Below are 24909 nucleotides of genomic sequence, written 5' to 3' on the forward strand. Positions count from 1 at the left end.
CTAGCATTTAGTCAGGGGATGGTGTAGGAACTAGCTGCAAGGCTTGAGCCAGAAGCTTAAAAGAAGGGTGGCAGGTGCCAAATCGCGGAAACTACAAGGGGAGCCGAAGCTCCCCCAGAAGTAGTTGCGTGCTCTATTTTTATTATTGGTTTCGGGCTTCTTGTTTTTGTTGATCGCCCTCGCCATGAAGCTTCACCTTCATGACACTCCCAATCGGGAGCCAAGAGCAAACGGATTGCTTTGGTCGCTGTGTTGCTGATCTACGATCCAACCAGTTCAGGCTCTGCCTTAGGGCAGTTTTTGTTGTTCTCGGCCTGGTTGCGGGGCAAGCCCCAAATGCAACGCCTCTCCAAAAGAATCAGTTAGCTGCGCCTCCGCCGTGTTGTTTTTGTTATGCGTGAGTCGATTCGTCTTATTTTTATTGTCTTGTACATTTGCTTGTTATTGTTTTTGTACTAAGCATATAGCAGGGTGCGTGCCAACTTTTGCGAGGCCCAGCAAAATAAGGGGTTCGGGGCGTTTTCGGGTTTGTTGAAGGCGAAAAAAAGCCGGGGCTTCGTTACCGTAAGCCCCGGCTTTTGTTACGTGAAAAATCAGCGGTAACAGTTTTTTCACATCTGAGGGTGTTACCTGTGGGGGCAGCCCACTCAGCTTTCGCTGGCAACCCCGGTCTTGCGCCGCGGGATACCCAGGCGCTGGCGCCGTTCCCACAGGCATTTACGGCTGACGCCCAGTTTGCGCGCCAGTTCGGTCTCGGTCATATGGTCCTGGTGCTCCAGCACGAAATGCTGGAAGTAATCTTCCAGTGACAAATCTTCCGTCGGCTCGTGGCTGTTGTTACTGCCGCCACCTTGCTGCGGTGGCAAACCGATGAAGTCATCATCATCCAGGTCGCTGAGCTCGATATCGATCCCCAGCAGCTCGGCGGAAATTTCCGGGCTCTCCGACAGAATCACCGCACGCTCTACCGCGTTTTCCAGCTCCCGCACGTTACCCGGCCAGGAGTAGTGACGAATCGCCTGCTCGGCATCGGCAGCAAACTTCAGGTCGGTACGGTTGATTCGCGCACTCTGGCGCGCCAGGAAGGCCGTGGCGATTTCGTTGACGTCGGCGCCGCGCTCACGCAAGGCCGGCAGTTTGAGAGCGATCACGTGCAGGCGGTAATAAAGGTCTTCACGGAACTGGCCAATCTTGGCCAGGCTCTTCAGGTCACGGTGAGTGGCCGCAATCAGTCGCACGTCGACCTTCTGCGACTGTACCGAACCGACGCGGCGTATTTCGCCTTCCTGGAGTACCCGCAGCAAGCGTGCCTGGGCTTCCAGCGGCAGCTCGCCAATCTCGTCGAGGAACAGCGTGCCGCCGTCGGCGGCTTCAACCAAACCCGCACGGCCAGCACTGGCGCCGGTAAAGGCGCCTTTTTCATGGCCGAACAATTCGGATTCGATCAGGGATTCGGGGATCGCCGCGCAGTTCACCGAGATCATCGGTGCCTTGGCGCGCTTGGACAGGTTGTGCAGGGCACGGGCCACCAGTTCTTTACCGGTACCGGACTCGCCCTGGATCAGTACATTGGAGTCGGTTGGCGCCACTTTGCGGATCTTGCTGTACAGGTCCTGCATGGGTGGGCAGGAGCCGATGATGCCGATTTCGCCGTTACTGTTGTCAATACCGGGTTTTTCAGAACCATTGGCGGCCTTGCCCGCTGCCGGGCGTTCAGCCGGTGCGCTGCTGGCCGATTGACGGTCACGCAGGATGCGCGCTACGGCCTGGAGCATTTCGTCGTGGTCGAAGGGCTTGGCGATGTAGTCCACCGCGCCCATCTTCATGGAGTCCACGGCCGAGCGCAGGCTGGCGTAGCTGGTCATGATCAGCACCGGAGTGCCTTGGCCGAGCTTGATCAGCTCGGTGCCGGGGGCGCCTGGCAAACGCAGGTCACTGACGATCAGGTCGAACGTGGGAATGCTGAAACGCTCTTGGGCTTCCTGCACCGAGCCGGCTTCGCTGACCTGGTACTGATTACGTTCAAGCAGGCGACGCAAGGCAGAGCGGATAATGGTTTCGTCTTCGACGATCAAAATGTGCGGCATTGATTCAACTCTCTCGACGGTCTCAGTTCACAGCGGACGTCGCTTCGACATGACGCGGCAAGGTCACCCGAATACGGGTGCCGCGTTGGCTTTCGGTGTCAGCCGGGCTGTCGATGGTGATTTGTCCATAATGCTCTTCAACGATGGAATAGACCAGTGCAAGGCCCAGACCGGTACCTTCACCCGGATCCTTGGTGGTGAAGAAGGGTTCGAACAATCGATCCATGATGTTCTGTGGAATGCCGCTGCCTTCGTCCTCGACGATCAGATCGACCGTGTGCTCGAAAGCCTCGCTCTTGACCCGTACTGCGCTGCCGGCCGGCGATGCGTCGCGGGCGTTGGACAGCAGGTTGATCAGCACTTGGGCCAGGCGTTGTGAATCACCGTCGACCCAGTGTTCCGGGTCGCACAGGTTGAAGAACTGTACTTCGAAATTGCGCCGGTTCAAGGCCAGCAGCCCAATGGCATCCTGGGCCACTTCAGCCAGGCACACCGCTTCGTCGTGATTCTGATGGGCGCCCGCGTGGGCAAAGCTCATCAGCGACTGCACGATGCGCGAGACACGCTTGGTCTGCTCGAGAATCTGCCCGCTGATTTCGATGATTTCGCCGTCTTCTTCGCGCTCTTCCCGCAGGTTTTGCGCGAGGCAGGCGATACCGGTGATCGGATTGCCGATTTCATGGGCCACACCCGCGGCCAGGCGCCCGATGCTGGCCAGGCGCTCGGAGTGCACCAGCTTGTCTTCGAGCATCTGGGTTTCGGTCAGGTCTTCCACCAGCAGCACCAGGCCGCTGTTGCCGGGCGCCAGTGGCTCGTCGATGGCGGCCTTGTGCAGGTTGAGCCAGCGGGTCTGGCCATCCAGCGCCAGGTGCTGTTTGTGCAAGTGTTCGTCGGGCAGGTTGATGAAGCCCTGGAGCAATTCTTTCCACGGGTCGCCAATGGTGTTCAGGCGCGAGCCCACCACACGTTGGGCGGCGATGCCGGTGAGCTCTTCCATGGCCTTGTTCCACATCAGGATCTCTTGATCCTTGGCCAGGGAGCAGACGCCCATCGGCAGTTCCTGCAACGTCTGGCGGTGATAGCGGCGCAGGGCGTCGAGTTCGGCGGCAAGGCCGGTGAGGCGGGAGTGGTAATCCTCCAGCCGGCTCTCGATGAAGTGGATGTCTTCGGTCACGTAGTTTTCGCCGCCGGCCTTGTAGGGCAGGAAGGTCTCGACCATGTCCTGGGACACGCTCGGGCCCATCAGGCCGGAAAGGTTGGCTTCGATACGGTCCCGCAGGCGGCGCAGGGCATAAGGCCGGCGCTCGTCGAACGGCAAGTAGAGATCGCGCAGGGCCTGCTCGACCTCCTTTTGTGCGGCCTTGGCGCCCAGCGGCTTGGCCAGTTGCGTGGCGAATTCCTGGGGTGAGGCGGCGTGCAGTTCGCGGCGTTGCGGGCGACGGACGTTGTCCACTGCGCAGGCTTCGGCGGCGCTGGTTTCTTCGGGGCTGGCGTTGGTGAACAGCGAAATCAGGGTGAACATCAGCACGTTGGCCGCCAGCGAGGCAATTGCCGCCATGTGCCAACTGGTGTCATCCAGCACGTAGATCATGTTCAGCAGCGGGATGTAGAAGCCCTGCAGGTTGCCCACCAGCGGCAGCAGCATGGTCACGGTCCATACCAGGATCCCGGCGAGCAAACCGGCGATAAAGCCTCGGCGGTTGGCGGTCGGCCAGTACAGCACCGACAGCACGCCCGGCAGGAACTGCAAGGTGGCGACGAAGGCGACAATCCCCAGGTTGGCCAGGTCCTGTTCTGCACCCAGCAACAGGTAGAAGCCATAGCCGGCCATGATGATCGCGACGATCAGGGCCCGGCGGGTCCATTTCAGCCAGCGGTAGATATTGCCTTCGGCCGGCGGCTGGTAGAGCGGCAGCACCAGGTGATTCAGCGCCATCCCCGACAGCGCCAGGGTACTGACGATGATCAGCCCGCTGGAGGCCGATAATCCGCCGACATAGGCCAGCAATGCGAGGGATTTGCTGTTGGCTGCAATACCCACGCCCAGCGTGAAGTATTCGGGATTGGTGGTGGCGCCAAGTTTCAGGCCGGCCCACAGGATCAGCGGCACCGCCAGGCTCATCAACAGCAGGAACAGCGGCAAGCCCCAGCTGGCGCTGACCAGCGAGCGCGGGTTGAGGTTTTCGGTGAAGGTCATGTGGTACATGTGCGGCATCACAATCGCCGAGGCGAAGAACACCAAAAGCAGCGTGCGCCATGGGCCTTCCTGCAACGGCGTGTGCAGTGCGGCCAGGGCGGTCTGGTTTTGCAGCAGCCACAGTTCCAGCTGTTGCGGGCCGTCGAATACGCCATACAACGCGTACAGACCGACGCCGCCGATGGCGATCAGCTTGATCACCGATTCAAACGCGATCGCAAACACCAGTCCTTCATGTTTTTCACGGGTGGCGATATGCCGTGAGCCGAAGAAAATCGTGAACAGAGTGATCAGTGCGCAGAAGCTCAATGCCACGCGGTGTTGCACCGGTTCGCGGGTGAGGATGCTGATGGAGTCGGCCACGGCCTGGATCTGCAATGCCAGCAACGGCAGCACGCCGATCAGCATGAAAATCGTGGTCAGTGCACCGGCCCAGGTACTGCGAAAACGGAACGCAAACAGGTCGGCCAGGGACGACAACTGATAGGTGCGGGTGATTTTCAGGATCGGATACAACAGCACCGGCGCCAGCAAAAACGCGCCGGACACCCCGAGATAACTCGAAAGAAAGCCGTAACCGTACTGATAGGCCAGGCCCACGGTGCCATAAAACGCCCAGGCACTCGCGTACACGCCCAAGGACAAGGTGTAGGTCAACGGATGGCGAATGATCGCCCGCGGAATCATCCCACGTTCACTGATCCAGGCTACCCCGAACAACGCGGCCAGGTAGGCGGCGCTGATCAGCAGCATCTCGGTCAGGCTAAAGCTCATCGGCATCTTTTTGGCTCTGCAGGATGAAAGTCACGACGATCAGAATCAGCCAAAGCAGATAGGGCCGGTACCAGGCGCCTGTGGCGTCGATCCACCAATCCATGATGGCGGGAGAAAACAGGTAGATCCCGACGACCAGCAGCAGGACCAATCGATAGATGTACATGTTGGCCTCTGATTGAAAAACTGCGGCGATGGTAACGGATGGCTCGCAAGCTGCAAGCGCCTTCAGCGCAATTGCGCTTCGGCCAGCGTGAGTGTGCGCGGGATCTGTGTGGCATCCCAGTGTTGAATGCCCCAATCCAGCAGTTCCCGTGGGCTGGCGTGGTGCAGTTCGTCGCCCGCCGGCTGGCCCAGGGCGCGCAGTGCTCTTAACAGCAAAGGCGTGGCCTGGTCAGTGGTCAAGGGCGGTGAGCGGTAGGATTTGCCCAGCTTGTTACCGTCCGGCTGGATGATCAACGGCACATGCAGGTAACGCGGTTGGCGCAGGCCCAGCAATTCTTGCAGATACAGTTGGCGCGGCGTGGAGTCGAGCAGGTCGGCGCCACGCACAATGTCGGTCACACCTTGCCAGGCATCATCGAGGACTACCGCCAGTTGGTAGGCATACAGGCCGTCGCGACGGCGGATGATGAAGTCGCCTACGTCGCGACCCAGATGCTGTCGGAATTCGCCTTGTACGCGGTCGGTAAAGTGGTACTCCAGCTCCGGTACTCGCAGGCGGATGGCGGCATCTTGCTGGTCATGCCCGGCATTGCGGCACAGTCCCGGATAAATCCCGTTATAGGGCTCCAGTTGCTTGCGCGAGCAGGTGCAGGCGTAGGCCAGGCCATGATTGAACAGGCGGTTGAGCACTTCAGCGTAGGCATCGTGCCGCTCGCTTTGTCGGACCAACTCCCCGTCCCATTCAAAACCATAGCGTTCCAGGGCATTCAGGATGGCGGCCTGGGCGCCGGGTTCTTCCCGTGGCGGGTCGAGGTCTTCCATGCGCATCAGCCAGCGGCCTTGATTGGCACGGGCGTCGAGGTAGGAGGCGAGGGCGGCGACCAGGGAACCGAAGTGCAGGTGTCCGCTGGGCGTGGGGGCGAAACGCCCGATATAGGAGGAGGCTGTCATGGGCCGGATATTACTGGAAAACCAGCAAACGCCAGAAACAAAAATGGGGCGTTCGCACGCCCCATTTGTTCAGCCCGGCAATGATTACTTGCCGACCTGTTTTTCCTTGATTTCAGCCAAGGTCTTGCAGTCCACGCACAGGTCGGCGGTAGGACGCGCTTCCAGGCGGCGAATACCGATCTCGACGCCGCAGGACTCGCACCAGCCGTACTCTTCGTCTTCGATGAGTTGCAAGGTCTTGTCGATCTTCTTGATCAGCTTGCGCTCGCGATCACGGGCGCGCAGTTCAAGGGCGAACTCTTCTTCCTGGCTGGCTCGGTCTGCCGGGTCCGGGAAGTTGGCCGCTTCGTCCTTCATATGGTCAACGGTACGGTCAACCTCTTGCATCAAGTCCTGTTTCCACTGCTTCAGGATCTTGGAGAAGTGTTCGCGCATGGGCTTGCCCATGTATTCCTCACCCTTCGCCTCGACGTAGGGTTGGAAGCCGCTGATGCTCTGTTGCTTTGCTTGGGTGGGCATGAATGGACCGCCTCTCACTCTTCTAATCCATTGCGCAGGATTGCAACATCACCGACACCTGCCGGCCCTGCGGCTGCAAGCGGGCGAACTTACCAGATAGATTCGGGGTGCGCCACTCCCGGTTGTCGAGGCACCGTCTCCTGAGGCTTGCAAACCGCCGCAGGCCCCAGCAGGGCGGGCTTGTACGGTCTCGAATGTTGATTTTAGCTGTTTTGCAGGTAGTTGCTTGCCGTGCTTGCTACATGTCTTGGGGCAATAGAGCAGGTTTTGCGCGGCGGGTTGGGTAGAATCGGGGTTTGTCCTCAGAGTTAAGGAAGGCTAATGGCTCAGCCCTACAGTGCGCGCAGCCGCGCTATCGAACCTTTCCATGTCATGGCGTTGCTGGCGCGGGCCAATGAATTGCAGGCCGCCGGTCACGACGTGATTCACCTGGAAATCGGCGAGCCGGACTTCACCACCGCCGAGCCCATCATCAAGGCCGGGCAGGCGGCGCTGGCCAATGGCAAGACCCGCTATACCGCGGCCCGCGGGCTGCCGGAGTTGCGGCAAGCCATCAGCGGTTTCTACCAGCAGCGCTACGGGTTGAGCATCGATCCCGAGCGAATTCTGATTACTCCCGGCGGCTCGGGAGCCTTGTTGCTGGCGAGCAGCCTGCTGGTGGATCCTGGCAAGCACTGGCTGCTGGCAGACCCAGGCTACCCCTGCAACCGCCACTTCCTGCGGCTGGTGGAGGGCGCGGCCCAACTGGTCCCGGTCGGCCCCGAGGTGCGTTATCAACTGACCGCCGACCTGGTGGCGCGCCATTGGGATCAGGACAGCGTGGGCGCGTTGGTCGCGTCGCCTGCCAACCCTACCGGCACCATCCTGACGCGGGACGAGTTGGCGGGGTTGTCGAGCGCCATCAAGGCGCGCAATGGGCATTTGGTGGTGGATGAGATCTACCACGGCCTGACCTACGGCACCGATGCCGCCAGCGTGCTGGAAGTTGACGATGAAGCCTTCGTTCTAAATAGTTTTTCGAAGTATTTCGGAATGACCGGCTGGCGCCTGGGCTGGCTGGTGGCGCCGCCTGCTGCGGTGGGTGAGCTGGAGAAGCTGGCGCAGAATCTCTACATCAGCGCGCCGAGCATGGCCCAGCATGCGGCCCTGGCCTGCTTCACCCCGCAAACATTGAACATTCTTGAAGATCGCCGGGCCGAGTTTGGCCGGCGTCGCGATTTCCTGCTGCCAGCCCTGCGCGAGTTGGGTTTCGGTATTGCCGTGGAGCCGGAAGGCGCGTTCTACCTGTATGCCGATATCAGCGCATTCGGCGGCGATGCCTTCGCGTTCTGTCGGCACTTCCTCGAAACCGAGCACGTTGCGTTCACGCCGGGCCTGGATTTCGGCCGTTATCAAGCCGGTCACCATGTGCGTTTTGCCTATACGCAAAACCTTGATCGCCTACAGCAAGCCGTTGAACGGATTGCCCGCGGCCTGCGGAGTTGGCAAGGCTGATGCGCTTTAATCCTCCCCTTGAAGAAGGCCGGCTGATCCGCCGCTACAAGCGTTTTCTCACCGATATCGAAACCGTTACCGGCGAGTTGTTGACCATTCACTGCCCGAACACCGGCTCGATGTTCAACTGCATGATGGAAGGTGGCCAGGTCTGGTTCAGCCGCTCCAATGACCCCAAGCGCAAGCTGCCAGGCACCTGGGAAATCAGCGAAACCCCACAAGGGCGCCTGGCGTGTGTGAACACGGCGCGGGCCAATCAGTTGGTTGAAGAAGCGCTGCGCGCGGGGGTTATCACCGAGCTCAATGGCTTTACTGCCTTGAAACGCGAAGTCGCCTACGGCCAGGAAAACAGCCGGATCGATTTCCGCCTGGACTACCCGGCGGGCGCGGCGTATGTCGAAGTCAAAAGCGTGACCCTCGGGTTTGACGGGACCTCGACGGCGGCGTTTCCCGATGCCGTGACCCAGCGCGGTGCCAAGCATCTGCGTGAGCTGGCGCATCTGGCGCGTGAGGGTGTACGGGCAGTGCAGTTGTACTGCGTCAACCTCTCGGGGATCGATGCGGTGCGTCCTGCCGAAGAAATTGATGCCGGTTACGCGGCAGCGTTGCGTGAGGCCAAGGCGGCGGGCGTCGAGGTGCTGGCCTATGGCGTGCGAGTAACGTCAGAGGAAATCTGCGTCGATCGCCGGCTGGAAGTATTGCTCGGCGACTAGAGTTGTACCCACAGGCCTTGTTCGTCCTCGCGGCCGGGCAGGGCTGTCAGGCTCTGGCCGGCGCAAGGGCCGGCGACGCACTCACCGCTTTCGATCAGGAACAGCGCGCCATGGGTGGCGCACTGGATCAGGCTGGCGCTGGGGTCGAGAAACTGGTGCGGCTGCCATTCCAGCGGCACCCCGCGATGTGGGCAGCGGTTGATATAGAAGTAGGCAATGCCTTCGCGGCGCACGGCAAACAGCTTGCGGCCGTCGATATCGAAACCGAGGCTGGCGTTGGGTGCGAGTTCGCTGGAGGCGCAGAGAAACTTCATATCGATCCTTAAGTGCCGCCGTTTGCGGGCTGCAAGGCTATCCTGGTTTTTGCCGCAGAGCCCGGTGCTTGACGTGCAAATGCAAACAATTATCAAATGCCGGCTTCGCCCGTAAGCTGACTGGGCGCTCTGTACGATGTCCGGCAGCCTTGATCTGTCACATTGCGAGTGTTTCAGCGGGCTCACCCCTTGGAAGGAAACCCTTTTATGCGCCTGAGTGCCAGTGCTATCGCGCTCGTTGTCGGACTGCTGGTCAACGCTGGGGCCCAGGCCTCTGAACTGCCACAACGCTGGGTCAGCGCCGGTGGTGCGTTGTCGGAATGGGTGACGGCCCTGGGCGGTGAGTCAAAGCTGGTGGGCGTGGATACCACCAGCCAGCATCCGGAATCCCTCAAGGCGTTGCCGAGCATTGGTTACCAGCGTCAGTTGTCGGCGGAAGGCATTCTGAGCCTGCGCCCGCAAATCCTGGTGGGCACCGAGGAAATGGGGCCGCCACCGGTGTTGGCGCAAATCCGCAATGCCGGTGTGAAAGTGGAGCTGTTTTCAGCCGAGCCGGATCTGCCGACGCTGCAGGGCAACCTTCAGCATTTGGGCAAGCTGCTGGGTAACGAAGCGAAGGCTGCAGAACTGTTCAGTGACTATCAGCAACAACTTGACCAACAAAAGAACTGGGTGGCCAAGGCCCAGGCCACTCAAAAGGCGCCTGGAGTGCTGTTGCTGCTGGGACATGCCGGCGGCAAACCGCTGATTGCGGGCAAAGACACGGCGGCTGACTGGATGTTGCAGCAGGCCGGCGGCCACAACCTGGCGACCCACGATGGTTACAAGCCGTTTTCCGTAGAGTCGCTGGCGGGGCTCAATCCTGAGGTGCTGGTGTTTGCCGATCGCGCTTTGACCGGGGATGCGGCCCGCGCCGCGTTGTTCAAGGAAAACCCGATCCTGGCTTCGACGCCAGCGGCCAAGAATGGACGCGTCTATGAACTGGACCCGACGCTGCTGGTGGGTGGGCTTGGGCCACGCTTGCCGCAAAGCCTGGTGAGGCTGTCTGCCGGGTTCTATCCGTCTCAGGCTAATACCGCCCCATGACCACTCTGGTTAAACCGCGAACCCTGTTTATCGGCTTGAGTCTGCTGTGTGTATTGGCGATCTGGTTGTCATTGGCCCTTGGACCGGTGAGTTTGCCGTTAATGGACACACTGCGGGCAGCCTTACGCTTGATGGGTGTGCCAATCGAGGCCCAAGGCCTGGAGCAGGCGGAGTTGATCCTCGGGCAGATTCGCCTGCCGCGTACGTTGCTGGGATTGGCCGTCGGTGGGGTTCTGGCGCTTTCCGGCGTTGCAATGCAGGGGCTGTTTCGCAACCCCTTGGCTGATCCCGGGTTGGTCGGGGTTTCCAGCGGTGCAGCGTTGGGCGCGGCGATTGCGATTGTCGGTGGTTCGTTTTTTGGCGGTTTGCCGGATGCCCTCGGGCCTTATCTGCTGTCGTTGTGTGCCTTCCTCGGCGGTTTGGGGGTAACAGCGCTGGTCTATCGCCTGGGGCGGCGCAACGGCCAAACCAACGTCGCGACCATGTTGCTGGCGGGTATCGCCCTGACGGCGCTCGCCAGTTCGGCGGTGGGCCTGTTCACCTACCTGGCAGATGACGCTACCTTGCGCACCCTGACGTTCTGGAACTTGGGCAGCCTGAATGGCGCCAGCTACTCGCGCTTATGGCCGCTGCTGCTGGTCAGCGCCGGCGTAGCACTGTGGCTGCCGCGCCGGGCCAAGGCGCTGAATGCACTCCTGCTGGGTGAGTCGGAAGCGAGTCACTTGGGCATTGATGTTGAAGGCCTCAAGCGCGAACTGGTGTTCTGCACCGCGCTGGGTGTGGGCGCGGCCGTGGCGGCTGCGGGGATGATTGGCTTTGTCGGGCTGGTGGTGCCGCATCTGGTACGCCTGCTGGCAGGGCCGGATCATCGGGTGCTGCTGCCAGCCTCGGTGCTGGCGGGGGCGAGTTTGCTGTTGTTTGCCGATCTAGTGGCGCGCCTGGCCTTGGCGCCGGCGGAATTACCGATCGGCATTGTTACCGCGTTTATCGGTGCGCCGTTTTTCCTCTACCTTTTGTTACGAGGGCGCGCTTGATGCTGCGAGTAGAAGACCTGCAGATCCGCCGTGGGCGCAAAACTGTGCTGGCGGACATCACCCTGGACCTGCTGCCAGGAGAAGTGCTCGGCGTATTGGGCCCCAACGGTGCGGGAAAAAGTACATTGCTCGGTGCGTTATGCGGCGAGTTGCAGCCCGACCAAGGCCGTGTGTGGCTGGATCAGCGTGAGTTGAAGGACTGGGGCGGAGCGCAGCGTGCCCAGCGGCTGGCGGTGTTGCCGCAGACCTCGACCCTGGACTTTGCCTTTCGCGTCGAAGAGGTGGTAGGCATGGGGCGCTTGCCTCATCAGACGGGCCGGGTGCGTGACGATGAAATCATCAATGCTGCCTTGCAGGCTGCCGACGTTAGCCATTTGAGCGGGCGCAGCTATCTGGCGTTGTCGGGCGGCGAGCGGCAGCGTGTGCACCTCGCACGGGTGCTGGCGCAGCTATGGCCGGGTGAAGCGGGGCAGACCTTGTTGCTGGATGAGCCGACATCAATGCTTGACCCGCTGCACCAGCACACCACCTTGCAGGCGATCCGCCGCTTTGCCGACCGTGGCGCGGCGGTGCTGGTGATCCTTCACGACCTGAACCTGGCGGCGCGCTACTGTGATCGCATCCTGTTACTGGAGGATGGCCGGCCCCATGCGTTGGACACACCGGCACAGGTGTTGCGGCCTGAGCCGCTGAAGGCGGTATTCGGGCTGGATGTGTTGGTGCAGCCGCATCCGGAGCGCGGCCATCCGTTGATCATTGCCCGCTGAAAATCGCCGCAGTTTTTTATGGGCAAAAAAAGACCCGGCAAGAGCCGGGTCAAATAACCGTGATTAGCCTGATGAGGAGATAATCTGAGAGTCCGAACCAATGGTCTTTCAGTTATCGGCTGATCTCGCGACCAGTTGTGATAATCATAACGATTCTCATTTGAGAGTCAACATTTGTTTTTGCGGCCTCTGCGAATTTCCTCAAACTTCTGTTTGGAATCCCCGTAAACGCGGGTGCAAGTTGGCGTCTCAATTCTTTTGGCGTGCCGTCAGAGCGTCCAGCTGACGATTTAAAGCTTCCTTGCGTTCAACGGGAATGTCATTCCAGTGCACATCCATCAGCGCGCCTTCAATGGCATACAACAACACTTTGGATGCCCTGAAACCGCGGGTGCGTACGGCACGGTACGCGTCGACTGCCCCCAGGCGGCGTAGGTCGGACGCACTGTGGATGCCCACCGCATGCAGCCATTGCGCCGACGTCTTGCCAAGGTTTTTCAGGTGTTGCAGCTCATCATTCATCAAGCCTCCTTGCGACGGCCGAATGGTTCGGTGGGTATCGTGACCAGGCAAGCCTGAAAGGAGTGTAGCGCTCAGTAGGAAAAGCGTAGTTCTTTGGTCGGCAACGACCTAAAAGCTTCTAAGGCAGGCGGGGGTTTTAGCGTAGGAAAGGGTGAAGCCCCCGGTACGCCCTGTGCGTAGCCGGGAGCCGATGCAGCGGTTTAGCGTGTGCGGTAGCGCAGGCGTGTGCCGAAATTGACGGACATCAGGATCTCGTCAGCGCTTAACTCAGGGGGGAAATAAGTGCCGGAGATCTGGGCATGCGCCAGGCTCGCCCCTTCCAGTGGGCAGTCACGCAAATCCAGGCCGCGCAAGTCGGCGGAGCGGAAATAAGCGTCGGTGAAATCCACGCCATCGGCATTCAGGTCGCGCAGGTCCAGGCCGCGAAAGTCGCCACCGCGCATATCGATGGTGCCGTCTTTCGGACGCTCCTGGTTGAAGCCGCGGATATCATCTTTATGCAGAAGCGCGTACAGCGGGGTATCAAGTAGCTTCGGCTGGCTCACAATGGCGACTCCCGTGTTGGAATTATGGCGCCATTATAGTGCCACTATTTCTCGGCCGTGAGCCCCGGAAGGCTGCACGACCAAGAAATATTTCTTACAGCCCCGGCAGGCGCTGGCGAATATGTGCCACCAATGCGTCCAGGGTCCCGCTTTCATTGGTCTCCACGCGCTTGCTGAGCAGCAACTCCTCGGCGCTGAGCGGGTCACGGGTGGCCTGCTGTTCTTCGATGATGGCCAGGGTGGCGTCGGAAGGGTCGTTCTTGTCCGCCTGACGTTGTGCCAGCCAAGCGGCGATTACCGCCTGTGGCGCATTGCAGTCAAGGATCAGGAATGGCGCGCCGGTGGCCTCGGCGATCTTGGCCGCCGCGTCGCGTTGTTCTCGCTTGAGGAAGGTCGCGTCCAATACCACCGGGAAACCGGCGCGCAGTACGGTGTCGGCGATTTCGTTCAGGCGCGCGTAGGTCGCGGCGCTGGCGTCTGCGGCGTAGATCCCGGCCTGCGGCGTGTTCTCGACCTTCTGCTCGCCGAACAGGCGCTTGCGCTCTACGTCCGAACGCAGGCGAATCGCCCCCAATGCTTCTACGAGGCGCATGGATACATGGCTTTTGCCAACGGCCGATACCCCATGGGTGATGGCCAGGAAGCGCGACGGGATGGTGCTGTAGCTTTCTGCCAGGTTGGCGTAGTTGCGGTACTGGCGCAGGGTGGTGGCGCGCTGCACCGCATCCGCTTCGGAAGGCATGCTGAACAGCGCGATCTTCGCGCGTACCAGGGCGCGGTAGGCTTTATAGAAGTTCAGTACTTCCAGGCCTTGATAGTCGCCGGTCAGCTCCAGGTACTGGCTGATGAAGCGTCGTGCCAGGCTCTTGAGGCCGCGGTCTTCCAGGTCCATCGCCAAAAAGCCGGTGTCGGCATACACGTCGGTGAAGCGGAACGGCTCGTTGAACTCGATGCAGTCGAAGATCACCACGTGGCCATCAATCATCGTGGCGTTGCCCAGGTGGATATCACCGTGGCATTCGCGGGTGAAGCCATTGAGCTTGCGTTGTTCGAACAGTGGCTTGAGGCGCTCGAAGCTGCTTTCGGCCCAGGCCTGCAAGGCGTCCAGTTGTGCCAGGTCGGCCTTGTCGCTGAGGAACGGACGGATCTGCTCGAAGTTCTGCAGCACCGGTGCCATGACATCGTGCGGCGTGCCAGCAGAGTTAGTGGCCGGGACTTTCGGGGCATTCAGGTGAAAATGCGCGATCTGCCTGGCCATTTCGTCGATGTGCGCGCTGGTCAGTTCGCCGTTGGCCTGCAGGGTGCTGAGCAGTTGGCTTTGCGGGAACTGGCGCATTTTCAGCATGTAGTCGACCACCGGACCGTCGCCGCCCAACTGCGGTGCCTCGGCGCTGCCGGTGATCGGCAACACTTCAAGATACAAATCATCGGTCAGACGCTGGTTGAGGCGCAGCTCTTCATTGCAGAAGTGTCCGCGGGCTTGCAGGGTGGTGAAATCGAGGAAACCGAAATTCACCGGCTTCTTCATCTTGTAAGCATAGGGCCCAGTGAGCAGGACCCAGGAAATATGGGTCTCGATGACTTGGAACTGATCCACCGGATGGGGAAACAGGGCCGGGTTTTGCAGGGCAGCAATCAGGGACTGGCTCACGGGCGATCCTTCAGAGTCTGGGAAAATTCATGGCGGGCATTATGGCTCCTACAGGCGGTCGTGCAAACCGCTGTCCGGCTCATGTTGGTCATCAATAAAGTGCGTATAATCCGCCGCCATGACTCGTACCCGATCTCCCCGTTCCCGTAAAAAACCTCCTTCCCGCGGCCTGCGCCCTTGGCTGGGCTGGGTGCTTAAGCTCAGCCTGGTAGGGCTTGTCGTGATCGCCGGCTTCGCGGTTTACCTCGATGCCGTGGTCCAGGAGAAGTTCTCCGGCAAGCGCTGGACCATTCCGGCCAAGGTCTACGCGCGCCCGCTGGAACTGTTCAGCGGCCAGAAGCTGAGCAAGGATGACTTCCTCACCGAGCTCGATGCCCTGGGCTATCGCCGCGAACCCGTGAGTAATGGCCCCGGCGCCGCTGCCGTCAGCGGCAACACGGTTGACCTGAACACCCGCGGCTTCCAGTTCTATGAAGGCCTGGAAAAACCCCAGCCGGTGCGCGTGCGTTTCTCTGGCGACTACGTAGCCGAACTGTCCTCGCTCAACGGCTCGAAGTTGCCGGTGGTGCGCCTGGAACCCTTAATGATCGGTGGGATTTATCCGAAAAACCTGGAAGACCGCATCCTGATCAAGATCGATCAGGTGCCGCCTTACCTGCTGGATACCCTGATCGCCGTCGAAGACCGGGATTTCTACAGCCACTGGGGCGTATCACCGAAGTCCATCGCGCGCGCCATCTGGGTCAACACCTCCGGCGGCAAGATGACCCAGGGCGGCAGTACGCTGACACAGCAATTGGTCAAGAACTTCTACCTGACCAACGAGCGCAGCCTGACCCGCAAGCTGACCGAAGCCATGATGGCGATGCTGCTGGAGCTGCACTACAGCAAGCAGGAAATTCTTGAGGCGTACCTCAATGAAGTATTCGTTGGCCAGGATGGTCAGCGTGCCGTCCACGGTTTTGGTCTGGCCAGCCAGTTCTTCTTCGGCCAGCCGTTGTCCGAGCTGAAGTTGCACCAGGTGGCGCTGCTGGTGGGCATGGTCAAGGGGCCGTCCTACTACAACCCGCGTCGCAACCCGGAGCGGGCGCTGGAGCGCCGTAACCTGGTGCTGGATGTACTTGAGCAGCAAGGTGTCGCCACCTCTGAACAAGTGGCCGCCGCGAAGAAAATGCCACTGGGTGTAACCACCCGCGGCAAGCTCGCCGACAGCTCCTTCCCGGGCTTTATCGACTTGGTCAAACGCCAACTGCGTGAAGACTACCGCGACGAAGACTTGACCGAAGAAGGCCTGCGGATCTTCACCAGTTTCGACCCGATCCTGCAGATGAAGGCCGAAGCGTCGGTCAATGACACCTTCAAACGCCTGACAGGTCGTAAAGGCTCTGACGACGTCGAGGCTGCGATGGTGGTGACCAACCCGGAAACCGGCGAAGTCCAGGCCATGATCGGCAGTCGCCAGGCCAGCTTTGCCGGGTTCAACCGGGCGCTGGACGCGGTGCGGCCGATTGGCTCGCTGGTCAAGCCGGCGGTGTACCTGACCGCGCTGGAAAAACCGAGCAAGTACACGCTGACCAGTTGGCTGTCCGATGACCCGCTGTCGGTCAAAGGAGCTGATGGCCAGATGTGGACGCCGCATAACTTTGATCGTCGCTCCCACGGTACGATTTTCCTGTACCAGGGCTTGGCGCATTCCTACAACATCTCGACTTCCCGCCTCGGCCTTGAACTGGGCGTGCCGAACGTGCTCAAGACGCTCGGCCGGTTGGGCATCACTCGTGAGTTCCCGGCGTTCCCATCGATGCTGTTGGGTGCGGGTGCGATGAGCCCGATGGAAGTGGCGACCATGTACCAGACCCTGGCCAACGGTGGTTTCAATACGCCGATGCGTGGGATCCGAAGCGTGTTGACGGCCGAAGGCGAACCGCTCAAGCGTTATCCGTTCCAGATTCAGCAACGCTTTGACCCGGCCTCGATCTACCTGATCCAGAACGCCATGCAGCGCGTGATGCGCGAAGGTACCGGGCGCTCGGCCTACAACGTGCTGCCGGCCAACCTGACACTGGCCGGCAAGAGCGGTACCAGTAACGATTCGCGGGACAGCTGGTTCGCAGGGTTCAGCCAGGACCTGCTGGCAGTGGTTTGGCTGGGGCGTGATGACAACGGCAAGACGCCGTTTACCGGTGCCACCGGCGCGTTGCAGGTATGGACCAGTTTCATGAAAAAGGCCGATCCACTGCCGCTGAACATGCCGCAGCCGGACAATATCGTCCAGGCCTGGATCGATCCGCACACCGGCCAGGGTTCCGATGCCAACTGTCCGGGCGCGGTGCAGATGCCGTATATTCGCGGCAGCGAGCCACCACCCGGTGCAGCGTGCGGTGCCAGTGCGCCCGCCAGTGCTGAATCGGTGATGGATTGGGTCAAGGGCTGGATGAATTAAGCAAAGAGGGTTTCACGTGAACAAGTTGTTGATTCCAGCTATTACAGTTTTGGCATTGCTCGGTGGTTGCGCCAGCGTGGAGCGGGGCTCTATTCCGGTGGTGGACTCCAGTACAACGGTGTCCAACAACGACCGGATCTCGGCCAACGGCGGCTTCCGCCAAACCGTTACCAACCGTCCTGCCCAGGCCCGGCCCCAGGCGCAAGCCGTGCCTCAGGACTCCGGTGTAGTGGTGATGATCCCGGGTGGCGGTGCTGCCACCTCGGCTCCGATCAGTACTCAGCCGTGGACCCCAGGCCCAAGTACATCGGGCCCGATCGACGCCACGCCGATTCAAACGGCACCGATCAACCAGGGCACCTACAACATGCCGTCGACGCCGAGTGGAATTCCTTCCGCCAGCAGTGCCGGCGGTCTGTCAGCCGATGAGCAGTTGGATGGCCCGGTGCTGGCGTTGCTCACCACTGCCCAACAGCAGCAGTCGGGTGGCGATTTGAACGGCGCATCGTCGAGCCTCGAGCGCGCCCAGCGCGTGGCACCGCGTGAGCCGCAAGTGCTATACCGCCTGGCTCAGGTTCGCATGGCCCAGGGCGATGCCCCACAAGCAGAACAATTTGCCCGCCGCGGCCTGACCCTGGCCAATGGCCGTCCAGACCTGCAGGCCAGCCTGTGGAGCTTGATCGGTGATGCCCGCGAGAAGCAAGGCGATGCTGCCGGCGCCGCCCAGGCTCGGCAAAAAGCCAAGGTAAGCCTCTGATGGATGCGCGCTTTCCGGCGATTGCCGAACAGTTGTTGTTGATCGAGCGCGAACTGCGCTTGCAGGGCTGGTGGGACGAAGTGTCCCCCAGTGCTGAAGCCTTGAGCAGTGTTGAGCCGTTTTCCGTCGACAAACTGGACTTTCACCAGTGGCTGCAATGGATTTTCCTGACACGGATGAAGCAAATCCTCGAACAGGACCTGCCATTGCCCAATGCGTCGGGGATTCTGGAGATGACCGAGATGGTTTACGCCGATCGGCCACTTGAGAGCCTTGGCCTGCGGACTGCGCTGAAAAAGTTCGATCAACTGATCGTCGACGCTCGTTAATTGCCTGGCTGCCGGTTTTTCCGGCAGTCTTGCGCATATTTCTACCGCTTTGCGCCATTCAGGCGAGTTTTATCCCTCCTCAAGCCCCTTTCTTCTACGTTCTCATGCGCTTAGTTGGAAAAAAGCGCAATTATTGCTTGACTTGGAGGGGCTGAAACAGAAGAATCCAAAGTCCGCTGTAGAGGGACTGCCAGAAGCAGACCCACTCAGCAGATCATGAGGCGCACACCCGCGCCGACCTGTTACACCCGCAACGCGTTACCTCGCGCTGGGTGGGAAAATCCCGCAACACTTGGGACGCTCCCAATACTTGCTCAGTCAGTGCTGACGTAGTCGGCGACCACCGTCGCTCATGCTCTGCTGAGAAGTAAACCTATTAAGACCCGTCGGTTTTTAACGGACGGTATTCTGGCGTTTTAGAGGTGAACAACGTGGAGCTTTTATCTGGCGGTGAGATGCTCGTCCGCTTTTTGCGTGACGAAGGCGTCGACTATATCTACGGGTACCCAGGTGGTGCTCTGCTGCATGTCTACGACGCACTGTTCAAGGAACCGGCTGTTACCCACATCCTGGTTCGCCACGAACAAGCTGCTACCCATATGGCTGACGGTTACGCCCGTGCCACCGGTAAAGCCGGTGTGGTACTGGTGACTTCCGGCCCTGGCGCGACCAATGCCATTACCGGCATCGCGACGGCCTATATGGACTCCATCCCGATGGTGATCATTTCCGGCCAGGTGGCGAGCACCATGGTCGGTACCGATGCATTCCAGGAAACCGACATGATCGGTATTTCCCGGCCGATCGTGAAACACAGCTTCATGATCAAGCATGCCTCGGAAATCCCGGAAGTCATGAAGAAGGCGTTCTACCTCGCACAGTCCGGTCGCCCGGGTCCTGTAGTGGTCGATATCCCGAAAGACATGACCAACCCGGCGGAAAAATTCGAATACATCTTCCCGAAGAAAGCCAAGCTGCGTTCCTACAGCCCGGCCGTTCGCGGGCACTCGGGGCAAATCCGCAAGGCGGCAGAAATGCTGTTGGCGGCCAAGCGTCCGGTGCTCTACTCGGGTGGTGGGGTGATTCTGGGCGGCGGTTCTGCACCGCTGACCGAACTGGCGAAGCTGCTCAACCTGCCAGTCACCAACACCTTGATGGGCCTTGGCGCGTTCCCGGGTTCGGACCGTCAGTTCGTCGGCATGCTCGGCATGCACGGCAGCTACACCGCCAACCTGGCCATGCACCATGCTGACGTGATCCTCGCCGTCGGTGCGCGGTTCGATGACCGGGTGATCAATGGCGCGAGCAAGTTCTGCCCGAATGCCAAGATCATCCACATCGATATCGACCCGGCATCCATCTCCAAGACCATCAAGGCCGACGTGCCTATCGTTGGTCCTGTGGAAAGCGTGCTGACCGAAATGGTCGCTGCGCTGAAGGAAATCGGCGAAGCCCCGAACAAGGATTCCGTTGCCAGCTGGTGGAAGCAGATCGACGAGTGGCGCGGTGATCGCGGCCTGTTCCCTTACGACAAGGGTGATGGCAGCGTCATCAAGCCACAGACCGTGATCGAAACCCTGTGCGAAGTGACCAAGGGCGATGCCTTTGTGACCTCCGATGTGGGCCAGCACCAGATGTTCGCGGCGCAGTACTACAAGTTCGACAAGCCTAACCGCTGGATCAACTCCGGTGGCCTGGGCACGATGGGCTTTGGTTTCCCTGCGGCCATGGGTGTGAAGCTGAGCTTTCCGGATACTGACGTTGCGTGCGTCACCGGCGAAGGCAGTATCCAGATGAACATCCAGGAACTGTCGACCTGCCTGCAATATGGCTTGCCGGTGAAGATCGTCTGCCTGAACAACGGTGTACTGGGCATGGTTCGCCAGTGGCAGGACATGAGCTACGGCAGCCGTCACTCCCATTCCTACATGGAGTCTCTGCCTGACTTCGTCAAATTGGTTGAAGCCTATGGCCATGTCGGCATGCGCATCACCGATCTGAAGGATTTGAAGCCGATGATGGAAGAGGCGTTCGCCATGAAGGACCGCCTGGTGTTCCTCGATATTCAGGTCGACACCAGCGAGCACGTCTACCCGATGCAGATCAAAGACGGCTCCATGCGCGATATGTGGCTGAACAAGACGGAGCGTACCTAATCATGCGGCACATTATCTCCCTGCTTCTGGAGAACGAACCGGGCGCTCTGTCACGTGTGGTCGGACTGTTTTCGCAACGCAACTACAACATCGAAAGCCTGACCGTGGCGCCGACCGAAGACCCGACCTTGTCGCGTCTGACGCTGACCACCGTTGGCCATGATGAGGTGATCGAGCAGATCACCAAGAACCTCAACAAGCTGATCGAAGTGGTCAAGCTGGTCGACTTGTCGGAAAGTGCCCACATCGAGCGTGAGCTGATGCTGGTCAAGGTCAAGGCTACGGGTGCACAACGGGCCGAGATCAAGCGCACTACCGACATTTATCGCGGGCAGATCGTCGATGTGAGCGCCAGCGTTTATACCGTTCAACTGACCGGTACAAGCGACAAGCTGGACAGCTTCATCCAGTCGATCGGGACGGCCTCGATTCTGGAAACTGTACGCAGTGGCGTCACCGGGATTGCTCGTGGCGACAAAGTACTCAGCATCTAACTCAAATTTAGCGAATGGCCTTAAACGGCCTGGATATATAGAGGAACCTCATGAAAGTTTATTACGATAAAGATTGTGACCTGTCGATCATCCAGGGCAAAAAAGTCGCCATCATCGGCTACGGTTCCCAGGGCCACGCCCAAGCGTGCAACCTGAAAGATTCCGGCGTTGACGTGACCGTTGGCCTGCGCAAAGGCTCGGCCACTGTTGCCAAGGCTGAAGCCCACGGCCTGAAAGTGACTGACGTTGCTTCTGCTGTTGCTGCTGCCGACCTGGTCATGATCCTGACCCCGGACGAGTTCCAGTCCGCGCTGTACAAGAACGAAATCGAGCCGAACATCAAGAAGGGCGCCACCCTGGCCTTCTCCCACGGCTTCGCGATCCACTACAACCAGGTTGTGCCGCGCGCCGACCTCGACGTGATCATGATCGCGCCGAAAGCACCGGGCCACACCGTGCGCTCCGAGTTCGTCAAAGGCGGCGGTATCCCTGACCTGATCGCGATCTACCAGGACGCCTCGGGCAACGCCAAGAACGTCGCACTGTCCTACGCTGCTGGCGTGGGTGGCGGTCGTACCGGCATCATCGAAACCACCTTCAAGGACGAGACTGAAACCGACCTGTTCGGCGAACAAGCCGTTCTGTGCGGCGGTACCGTTGAGCTGGTCAAAGCCGGTTTCGAAACCCTGGTTGAAGCTGGCTACGCGCCAGAAATGGCCTACTTCGAATGCCTGCACGAACTGAAGCTGATCGTTGACCTCATGTACGAAGGCGGTATCGCCAACATGAACTACTCGATCTCCAACAACGCCGAATACGGCGAGTACGTGACTGGCCCGGAAGTGATCAACGCCGAGTCCCGTCAGGCCATGCGCAACGCCCTGAAACGTATTCAGGACGGCGAATACGCCAAAATGTTCATCAGCGAAGGTGCAACCGGCTACCCTTCGATGACCGCCAAGCGTCGTAACAACGCCGCTCACGGTATCGAGATCATCGGCGAGCAACTGCGCTCCATGATGCCGTGGATCGGTGCCAACAAGATCGTCGACAAAGCCAAAAACTAAGTCGTACGGATCAAGGGAAAACGCGGCTTAGGCCGCGTTTTTTCGTTTGCGGGGCAGGTTCTGGTATAAAGCTGCATCGTTTGCGGGCGAACACTCGCCGCAAGTTTCTGTCGAAATTTTTCACACCGTTGCAAGGTAAAGTCCATGAGCGAACGTCCCGAAGAGCCAAACCAGGCCTCTGACGCCGAAAGCCTGCTACCGATCGATGAACATGTCGAAGAAGGGCACGATGCTGAAGGCCGTAAAGTCCGGCATCGTGGCATCTATCTTCTGCCCAATCTGTTCACCACTGCGAACCTGTTCGCGGGGTTCTACTCCATCATCAATTCCATGAGTGCCCAGAGTGCGTTGGCGGCCGGCGATGCGGCCGGGGCCAGCAAGTACTTTGGTTTTGCCGCGATAGCGATCTTCGTCGCCATGGTCCTTGATGGCCTGGATGGCCGGGTTGCGCGGATGACCAACACCCAGAGTGCCTTTGGCGCCGAGTATGACTCGCTGTCGGACATGGTTGCCTTCGGTGTGGCGCCGGCGTTGCTCGCATTTGCCTGGGCGCTGGGTGATATGGGCAAGGTTGGCTGGATGGTTGCCTTCATCTATGTGGCGGGCGCGGCATTGCGTCTGGCGCGCTTTAATACCCAGGTGGGGACTGCCGACAAGCGCTACTTCATTGGCCTGGCCAGTCCGGCTGCGGCGGGTGTGGTAGCCGGTATTGTCTGGGCATTCAGCGACTACGGTATCCAGGGTTCCAAGATGTCGTTCCTGGTGGCCTTGATGGTTGCGGCGGCCGGCATGCTGATGGTCAGCAATATCAAGTACAACAGCTTCAAGGAGCTGGATCTCAAAGGGCGTGTGCCGTTTGTGGCTATCCTGGCAGTGGTGCTGGTGTTTGCCGTGGTCTTCAGTGATCCGCCACGAATCCTGCTGCTGGCTTTCCTTGTGTATGCCGCGTCCGGCCCGGTGCAGTACCTTCTGCATCTTCGTCAGCGCAAAACGTTGCCTTAATGTAATTTCCCCCATACTCCGCAGTCTATTGGTGCATCTGTCCTCCAAAGCTGCGGAGTTGCCATGTTAATCAAGTTTCCCAAAGCGTCTGATTGCCAAGAATCGGACGTCACGCCTGAATCCCTCTATTTCTCTCGCCGCAGCTTGCTCGGTGGTGCGCTTGCCGGCCTGGCTGCCAGCAGCCTGCCGCGTTGGGCCAGTGCGGATGATGCGGCACGTTATGCCGATGTCGAGCCGGGCAATGCACCTGGCTGGTTTGCCGAAAAGCTCCCGGGTACCAAATGGCAGGCGATTACCGTCAAGGACGAGGCCATCACCCCTTTCAAGGACGCAACCCACTACAACAACTTCTATGAGTTCGGTACGGATAAGGGCGACCCTGCAGCCAATGCCGGGTCTCTGAAGACTGAGCCGTGGAGTGTGGTGATAGATGGTGAGGTCGCCAAACCTGGGCGCTATGCGCTTGAAGACTTCATGAAGCCCTATCAGTTGGAAGAGCGAATCTATCGACTGCGCTGTGTAGAGGCCTGGTCGATGGTCATTCCGTGGATAGGGTTCCCTATATCGGAACTGCTCAAGCACGTCGAGCCGACCTCGAACGCCAAGTACATTCGTTTTGAAACCCTGCAGGACCCCAAGAGCATGCCGGGGCAGCGGTCCAACTTCGCCTTGATCGACTGGCCTTATGTAGAAGGGCTGCGATTGGATGAGGCGATGAATCCCCTGGCGATCCTTGCGGTGGGCATGTATGGGCGGGAGCTGCCGAACCAGAACGGCGCGCCGTTGCGGTTGGTGGTGCCGTGGAAGTACGGATTCAAGAGCGTCAAGTCGATCGTGCGCATCAGCCTGGTCAGCGAGCAGCCGAAAACCACCTGGCAAAGTATTGCCGCGAGTGAGTATGGGTTTTACGCAAATGTGAATCCTACCGTCGACCATCCGCGTTGGACCCAGGCGCGGGAGCGGCGGTTGCCCAGCGGGCTGTTCAGTCCCAATGTGCGTGAGACACAAATGTTCAACGGCTACGCCGATGAAGTCGCTTCTCTTTATACGGGCCTCGATCTGCGGAAGAACTATTGATGCGCTATCCGATCTGGCGCATCGGCGTCTTTATAGCAGCGGCGGTGTGGCCGCTGTTCTGGCTGTACGAGGCCTGGAGCTTTGCGCTGGGACCTGACCCGGGCAAGGTGCTGATGGATCGGCTCGGGCTTGGCACCTTGATTCTGTTGTTAATAACCCTGGGTATGACACCGTTGCAGAAGCTCAGTGGTTGGGCGGGGTGGATCGCCGTGCGACGGCAACTGGGATTGTGGTGCTTTGCCTATGTGGTTTTGCATCTTGCTGCTTACTGCGTGTTTATCCTTGGGTTGGATTGGTCGCAGTTGGGGGTTGAGCTACGGAAGCGGCCTTACATTATTGTGGGTACCTTGGGATTCCTTTCTCTATTGGTGCTGGCAGTCACCTCCAACCGATACAGCCAGCGTCGCCTTGGTGTGCGCTGGAAGAAACTGCATCGTTTGGTTTACGTGATTCTCGGGCTTGGTTTGCTGCATATGCTGTGGATCGTGCGGGCAGATCTCAAGGAGTGGGCTATCTATGCATCTATAGGGGCGCTGTTTCTGGTCCTGCGTATACCGCCGGTGATGCGCCGAATTCCCCGTCTTATTGCTAAAAAACCATCTTCTGCAACAAAAGCGTAATTAACCCTTGACGGCAGATTCTGGAAGTCTATAATTCGCCCCACTTCCGGCGCAGTCGAAACGGAAAACTCCTTGGTAAACAAAGAGTTATGTAGGTTTCGACAGCGAGTGGCTTCAGATCATCGAAGCCCAGAAGGAGTTAGTA

General features: G+C 59.7%; 23 protein-coding genes. 14 read left to right on the plus strand and 9 right to left on the minus strand.

All coding sequences use genetic code 11. The features are described 5' to 3' along the window. Positions 1 to 647: 647 nt before the first annotated feature. From HX805_RS30150 to dksA, 5 genes are all read right to left on the minus strand, one after another. On the minus strand, positions 648 to 2087 hold the full coding sequence (locus tag HX805_RS30150) for a sigma-54 dependent transcriptional regulator (RefSeq protein WP_003212159.1): 1440 nt from the start codon (positions 2085 to 2087) through the stop codon (positions 648 to 650). 22 nt (positions 2088 to 2109) lie between these two features. Then, a complete protein-coding gene (locus HX805_RS30155; RefSeq protein WP_023659379.1) occupies positions 2110 to 5064 on the minus strand; it encodes a sensor histidine kinase in 2955 nt (984 codons plus the stop codon). Next, positions 5048 to 5224: a hypothetical protein gene (locus HX805_RS30160; RefSeq protein ID WP_003176118.1), complete on the minus strand. Its 177-nt coding sequence runs from the start codon at positions 5222 to 5224 to the stop codon at positions 5048 to 5050. Before HX805_RS30160 ends, HX805_RS30155 begins: the two co-directional genes overlap by 17 nt. Positions 5225 to 5286: 62 nt before the next feature. Then, positions 5287 to 6174: a tRNA glutamyl-Q(34) synthetase GluQRS gene (gene gluQRS, locus HX805_RS30165; protein WP_003212155.1), complete on the minus strand. Its 888-nt coding sequence runs from the start codon at positions 6172 to 6174 to the stop codon at positions 5287 to 5289. An 84-nt stretch (positions 6175 to 6258) separates the two neighbouring features. After that, positions 6259 to 6693 carry an RNA polymerase-binding protein DksA gene (gene dksA / locus HX805_RS30170; RefSeq protein WP_003212154.1) on the minus strand — a complete coding sequence of 145 codons (435 nt, stop codon included), beginning with the start codon at positions 6691 to 6693 and terminating at the stop codon, positions 6259 to 6261. Positions 6694 to 7014: 321 nt separating this feature from the next. Between dksA and HX805_RS30175 the strand changes: the two genes are divergently transcribed. Both HX805_RS30175 and sfsA read left to right on the plus strand, forming a co-directional pair. After that, positions 7015 to 8187 (plus strand): pyridoxal phosphate-dependent aminotransferase, encoded by a 1173-nt coding sequence (locus HX805_RS30175; protein ID WP_008436881.1) that lies wholly within the window; start codon positions 7015 to 7017, stop codon positions 8185 to 8187. Further along, positions 8187 to 8900: a DNA/RNA nuclease SfsA gene (gene sfsA / locus HX805_RS30180; protein ID WP_177081385.1), complete on the plus strand. Its 714-nt coding sequence runs from the start codon at positions 8187 to 8189 to the stop codon at positions 8898 to 8900. Before HX805_RS30175 ends, sfsA begins: the two co-directional genes overlap by 1 nt. On the opposite strand, the gene HX805_RS30185 is transcribed toward sfsA, so the two are convergent. Further along, a complete protein-coding gene (locus HX805_RS30185; RefSeq protein ID WP_003212149.1) occupies positions 8897 to 9214 on the minus strand; it encodes a Rieske (2Fe-2S) protein in 318 nt (105 codons plus the stop codon). The two genes, sfsA and HX805_RS30185, sit on opposite strands and share 4 nt — an antisense overlap. A 207-nt stretch (positions 9215 to 9421) precedes the next feature. Here HX805_RS30185 and HX805_RS30190 point away from each other — a divergent pair, with 207 nt between their 5' ends. From HX805_RS30190 to HX805_RS30200, 3 genes are read left to right on the plus strand one after another with little or no spacing between them, the layout of a single operon-like run. Next, positions 9422 to 10300, plus strand: a complete 879-nt coding sequence (locus tag HX805_RS30190) for a hemin ABC transporter substrate-binding protein (protein ID WP_102368088.1) — start codon at positions 9422 to 9424, stop codon at positions 10298 to 10300. Next, positions 10297 to 11334 carry an iron ABC transporter permease gene (locus tag HX805_RS30195; protein ID WP_003212144.1) on the plus strand — a complete coding sequence of 346 codons (1038 nt, stop codon included), beginning with the start codon at positions 10297 to 10299 and terminating at the stop codon, positions 11332 to 11334. The genes HX805_RS30190 and HX805_RS30195 overlap by 4 nt, the downstream gene beginning before the upstream one ends. Beyond that, positions 11334 to 12101: a heme ABC transporter ATP-binding protein gene (locus HX805_RS30200; protein WP_177021516.1), complete on the plus strand. Its 768-nt coding sequence runs from the start codon at positions 11334 to 11336 to the stop codon at positions 12099 to 12101. Before HX805_RS30195 ends, HX805_RS30200 begins: the two co-directional genes overlap by 1 nt. A 249-nt stretch (positions 12102 to 12350) precedes the next feature. Here the strand turns inward: HX805_RS30200 and HX805_RS30205 are convergent, their stop codons facing one another. From HX805_RS30205 to HX805_RS30215, 3 genes are all read right to left on the minus strand, one after another. Beyond that, positions 12351 to 12623, minus strand: coding sequence for a TfoX/Sxy family protein (locus HX805_RS30205; RefSeq protein WP_003212140.1), 273 nt, complete (start codon positions 12621 to 12623; stop codon positions 12351 to 12353). Between the two features lie 200 nt (positions 12624 to 12823). Continuing rightward, entirely contained in the window at positions 12824 to 13168 is a 345-nt protein-coding gene (locus tag HX805_RS30210) for a pentapeptide repeat-containing protein (protein ID WP_003212138.1), read from the minus strand. A 94-nt stretch (positions 13169 to 13262) separates the two neighbouring features. Continuing rightward, positions 13263 to 14819: a bifunctional aminoglycoside phosphotransferase/ATP-binding protein gene (locus HX805_RS30215; RefSeq protein ID WP_003212136.1), complete on the minus strand. Its 1557-nt coding sequence runs from the start codon at positions 14817 to 14819 to the stop codon at positions 13263 to 13265. 118 nt (positions 14820 to 14937) lie between these two features. Between HX805_RS30215 and mrcB the strand changes: the two genes are divergently transcribed. The 9 genes from mrcB to msrQ all read left to right on the plus strand — a co-directional run bounded on the left by mrcB (position 14938) and on the right by msrQ (position 24764). Then, positions 14938 to 17262, plus strand: a complete 2325-nt coding sequence (mrcB, locus tag HX805_RS30220; protein ID WP_177117577.1) for a penicillin-binding protein 1B — start codon at positions 14938 to 14940, stop codon at positions 17260 to 17262. 16 nt (positions 17263 to 17278) lie between these two features. Beyond that, positions 17279 to 18019, plus strand: a complete 741-nt coding sequence (locus HX805_RS30225; RefSeq protein ID WP_008436887.1) for a M48 family metallopeptidase — start codon at positions 17279 to 17281, stop codon at positions 18017 to 18019. Beyond that, on the plus strand, positions 18019 to 18348 hold the full coding sequence (locus HX805_RS30230) for a YqcC family protein (protein ID WP_177117578.1): 330 nt from the start codon (positions 18019 to 18021) through the stop codon (positions 18346 to 18348). Before HX805_RS30225 ends, HX805_RS30230 begins: the two co-directional genes overlap by 1 nt. Before the next feature lie 431 nt (positions 18349 to 18779). After that, the gene (locus HX805_RS30235; protein ID WP_008436892.1) at positions 18780 to 20504 is read left to right on the plus strand and encodes an acetolactate synthase 3 large subunit; all 1725 of its coding nucleotides are present in this window, start codon (positions 18780 to 18782) and stop codon (positions 20502 to 20504) included. A gap of 2 nt (positions 20505 to 20506) precedes the next feature. Then, entirely contained in the window at positions 20507 to 20998 is a 492-nt protein-coding gene (gene ilvN, locus HX805_RS30240; RefSeq protein WP_003176102.1) for an acetolactate synthase small subunit, read from the plus strand. Positions 20999 to 21048: 50 nt separating this feature from the next. Next, a complete protein-coding gene (gene ilvC / locus HX805_RS30245; protein WP_003212125.1) occupies positions 21049 to 22065 on the plus strand; it encodes a ketol-acid reductoisomerase in 1017 nt (338 codons plus the stop codon). A gap of 144 nt (positions 22066 to 22209) precedes the next feature. Then, the gene (pssA, locus tag HX805_RS30250) at positions 22210 to 23067 is read left to right on the plus strand and encodes a CDP-diacylglycerol--serine O-phosphatidyltransferase (protein WP_003212123.1); all 858 of its coding nucleotides are present in this window, start codon (positions 22210 to 22212) and stop codon (positions 23065 to 23067) included. A gap of 63 nt (positions 23068 to 23130) precedes the next feature. Continuing rightward, complete coding sequence (gene msrP / locus HX805_RS30255; RefSeq protein WP_003212121.1) at positions 23131 to 24144, plus strand: protein-methionine-sulfoxide reductase catalytic subunit MsrP; 1014 nt, start codon at positions 23131 to 23133, stop codon at positions 24142 to 24144. Next, positions 24144 to 24764: a protein-methionine-sulfoxide reductase heme-binding subunit MsrQ gene (gene msrQ, locus HX805_RS30260; RefSeq protein WP_177081387.1), complete on the plus strand. Its 621-nt coding sequence runs from the start codon at positions 24144 to 24146 to the stop codon at positions 24762 to 24764. The genes msrP and msrQ overlap by 1 nt, the downstream gene beginning before the upstream one ends. Positions 24765 to 24909: the final 145 nt, after the last annotated feature.

The sequence above is a fragment of the Pseudomonas sp. G5001 genome, from assembly GCF_013385475.1.
In the GTDB taxonomy this organism is placed as follows: domain Bacteria; phylum Pseudomonadota; class Gammaproteobacteria; order Pseudomonadales; family Pseudomonadaceae; genus Aquipseudomonas.

Bases quoted from the DNA above. Each gene is read 5' to 3' on its own strand.
- dksA (WP_003212154.1), bottom strand. From the start codon at position 6,693: ATGCCCACCCAAGCAAAGCAACAGAGCATCAGCGGCTTCCAACCCTAC.
- HX805_RS30190 (WP_102368088.1), top strand. From the start codon at position 9,422: ATGCGCCTGAGTGCCAGTGCTATCGCGCTCGTTGTCGGACTGCTGGTC.
- msrP (WP_003212121.1), top strand. From the start codon at position 23,131: ATGTTAATCAAGTTTCCCAAAGCGTCTGATTGCCAAGAATCGGACGTC.
- HX805_RS30195 (WP_003212144.1), top strand. From the start codon at position 10,297: ATGACCACTCTGGTTAAACCGCGAACCCTGTTTATCGGCTTGAGTCTG.
- msrQ (WP_177081387.1), top strand. From the start codon at position 24,144: ATGCGCTATCCGATCTGGCGCATCGGCGTCTTTATAGCAGCGGCGGTG.
- HX805_RS30155 (WP_023659379.1), bottom strand. From the start codon at position 5,064: ATGCCGATGAGCTTTAGCCTGACCGAGATGCTGCTGATCAGCGCCGCC.
- HX805_RS30150 (WP_003212159.1), bottom strand. From the start codon at position 2,087: ATGCCGCACATTTTGATCGTCGAAGACGAAACCATTATCCGCTCTGCC.
- pssA (WP_003212123.1), top strand. From the start codon at position 22,210: ATGAGCGAACGTCCCGAAGAGCCAAACCAGGCCTCTGACGCCGAAAGC.
- HX805_RS30200 (WP_177021516.1), top strand. From the start codon at position 11,334: ATGCTGCGAGTAGAAGACCTGCAGATCCGCCGTGGGCGCAAAACTGTG.
- gluQRS (WP_003212155.1), bottom strand. From the start codon at position 6,174: ATGACAGCCTCCTCCTATATCGGGCGTTTCGCCCCCACGCCCAGCGGA.
- HX805_RS30185 (WP_003212149.1), bottom strand. From the start codon at position 9,214: ATGAAGTTTCTCTGCGCCTCCAGCGAACTCGCACCCAACGCCAGCCTC.
- HX805_RS30160 (WP_003176118.1), bottom strand. From the start codon at position 5,224: ATGTACATCTATCGATTGGTCCTGCTGCTGGTCGTCGGGATCTACCTG.
- HX805_RS30230 (WP_177117578.1), top strand. From the start codon at position 18,019: ATGGATGCGCGCTTTCCGGCGATTGCCGAACAGTTGTTGTTGATCGAG.
- ilvN (WP_003176102.1), top strand. From the start codon at position 20,507: ATGCGGCACATTATCTCCCTGCTTCTGGAGAACGAACCGGGCGCTCTG.
- mrcB (WP_177117577.1), top strand. From the start codon at position 14,938: ATGACTCGTACCCGATCTCCCCGTTCCCGTAAAAAACCTCCTTCCCGC.
- HX805_RS30175 (WP_008436881.1), top strand. From the start codon at position 7,015: ATGGCTCAGCCCTACAGTGCGCGCAGCCGCGCTATCGAACCTTTCCAT.
- sfsA (WP_177081385.1), top strand. From the start codon at position 8,187: ATGCGCTTTAATCCTCCCCTTGAAGAAGGCCGGCTGATCCGCCGCTAC.
- HX805_RS30205 (WP_003212140.1), bottom strand. From the start codon at position 12,623: ATGAATGATGAGCTGCAACACCTGAAAAACCTTGGCAAGACGTCGGCG.
- ilvC (WP_003212125.1), top strand. From the start codon at position 21,049: ATGAAAGTTTATTACGATAAAGATTGTGACCTGTCGATCATCCAGGGC.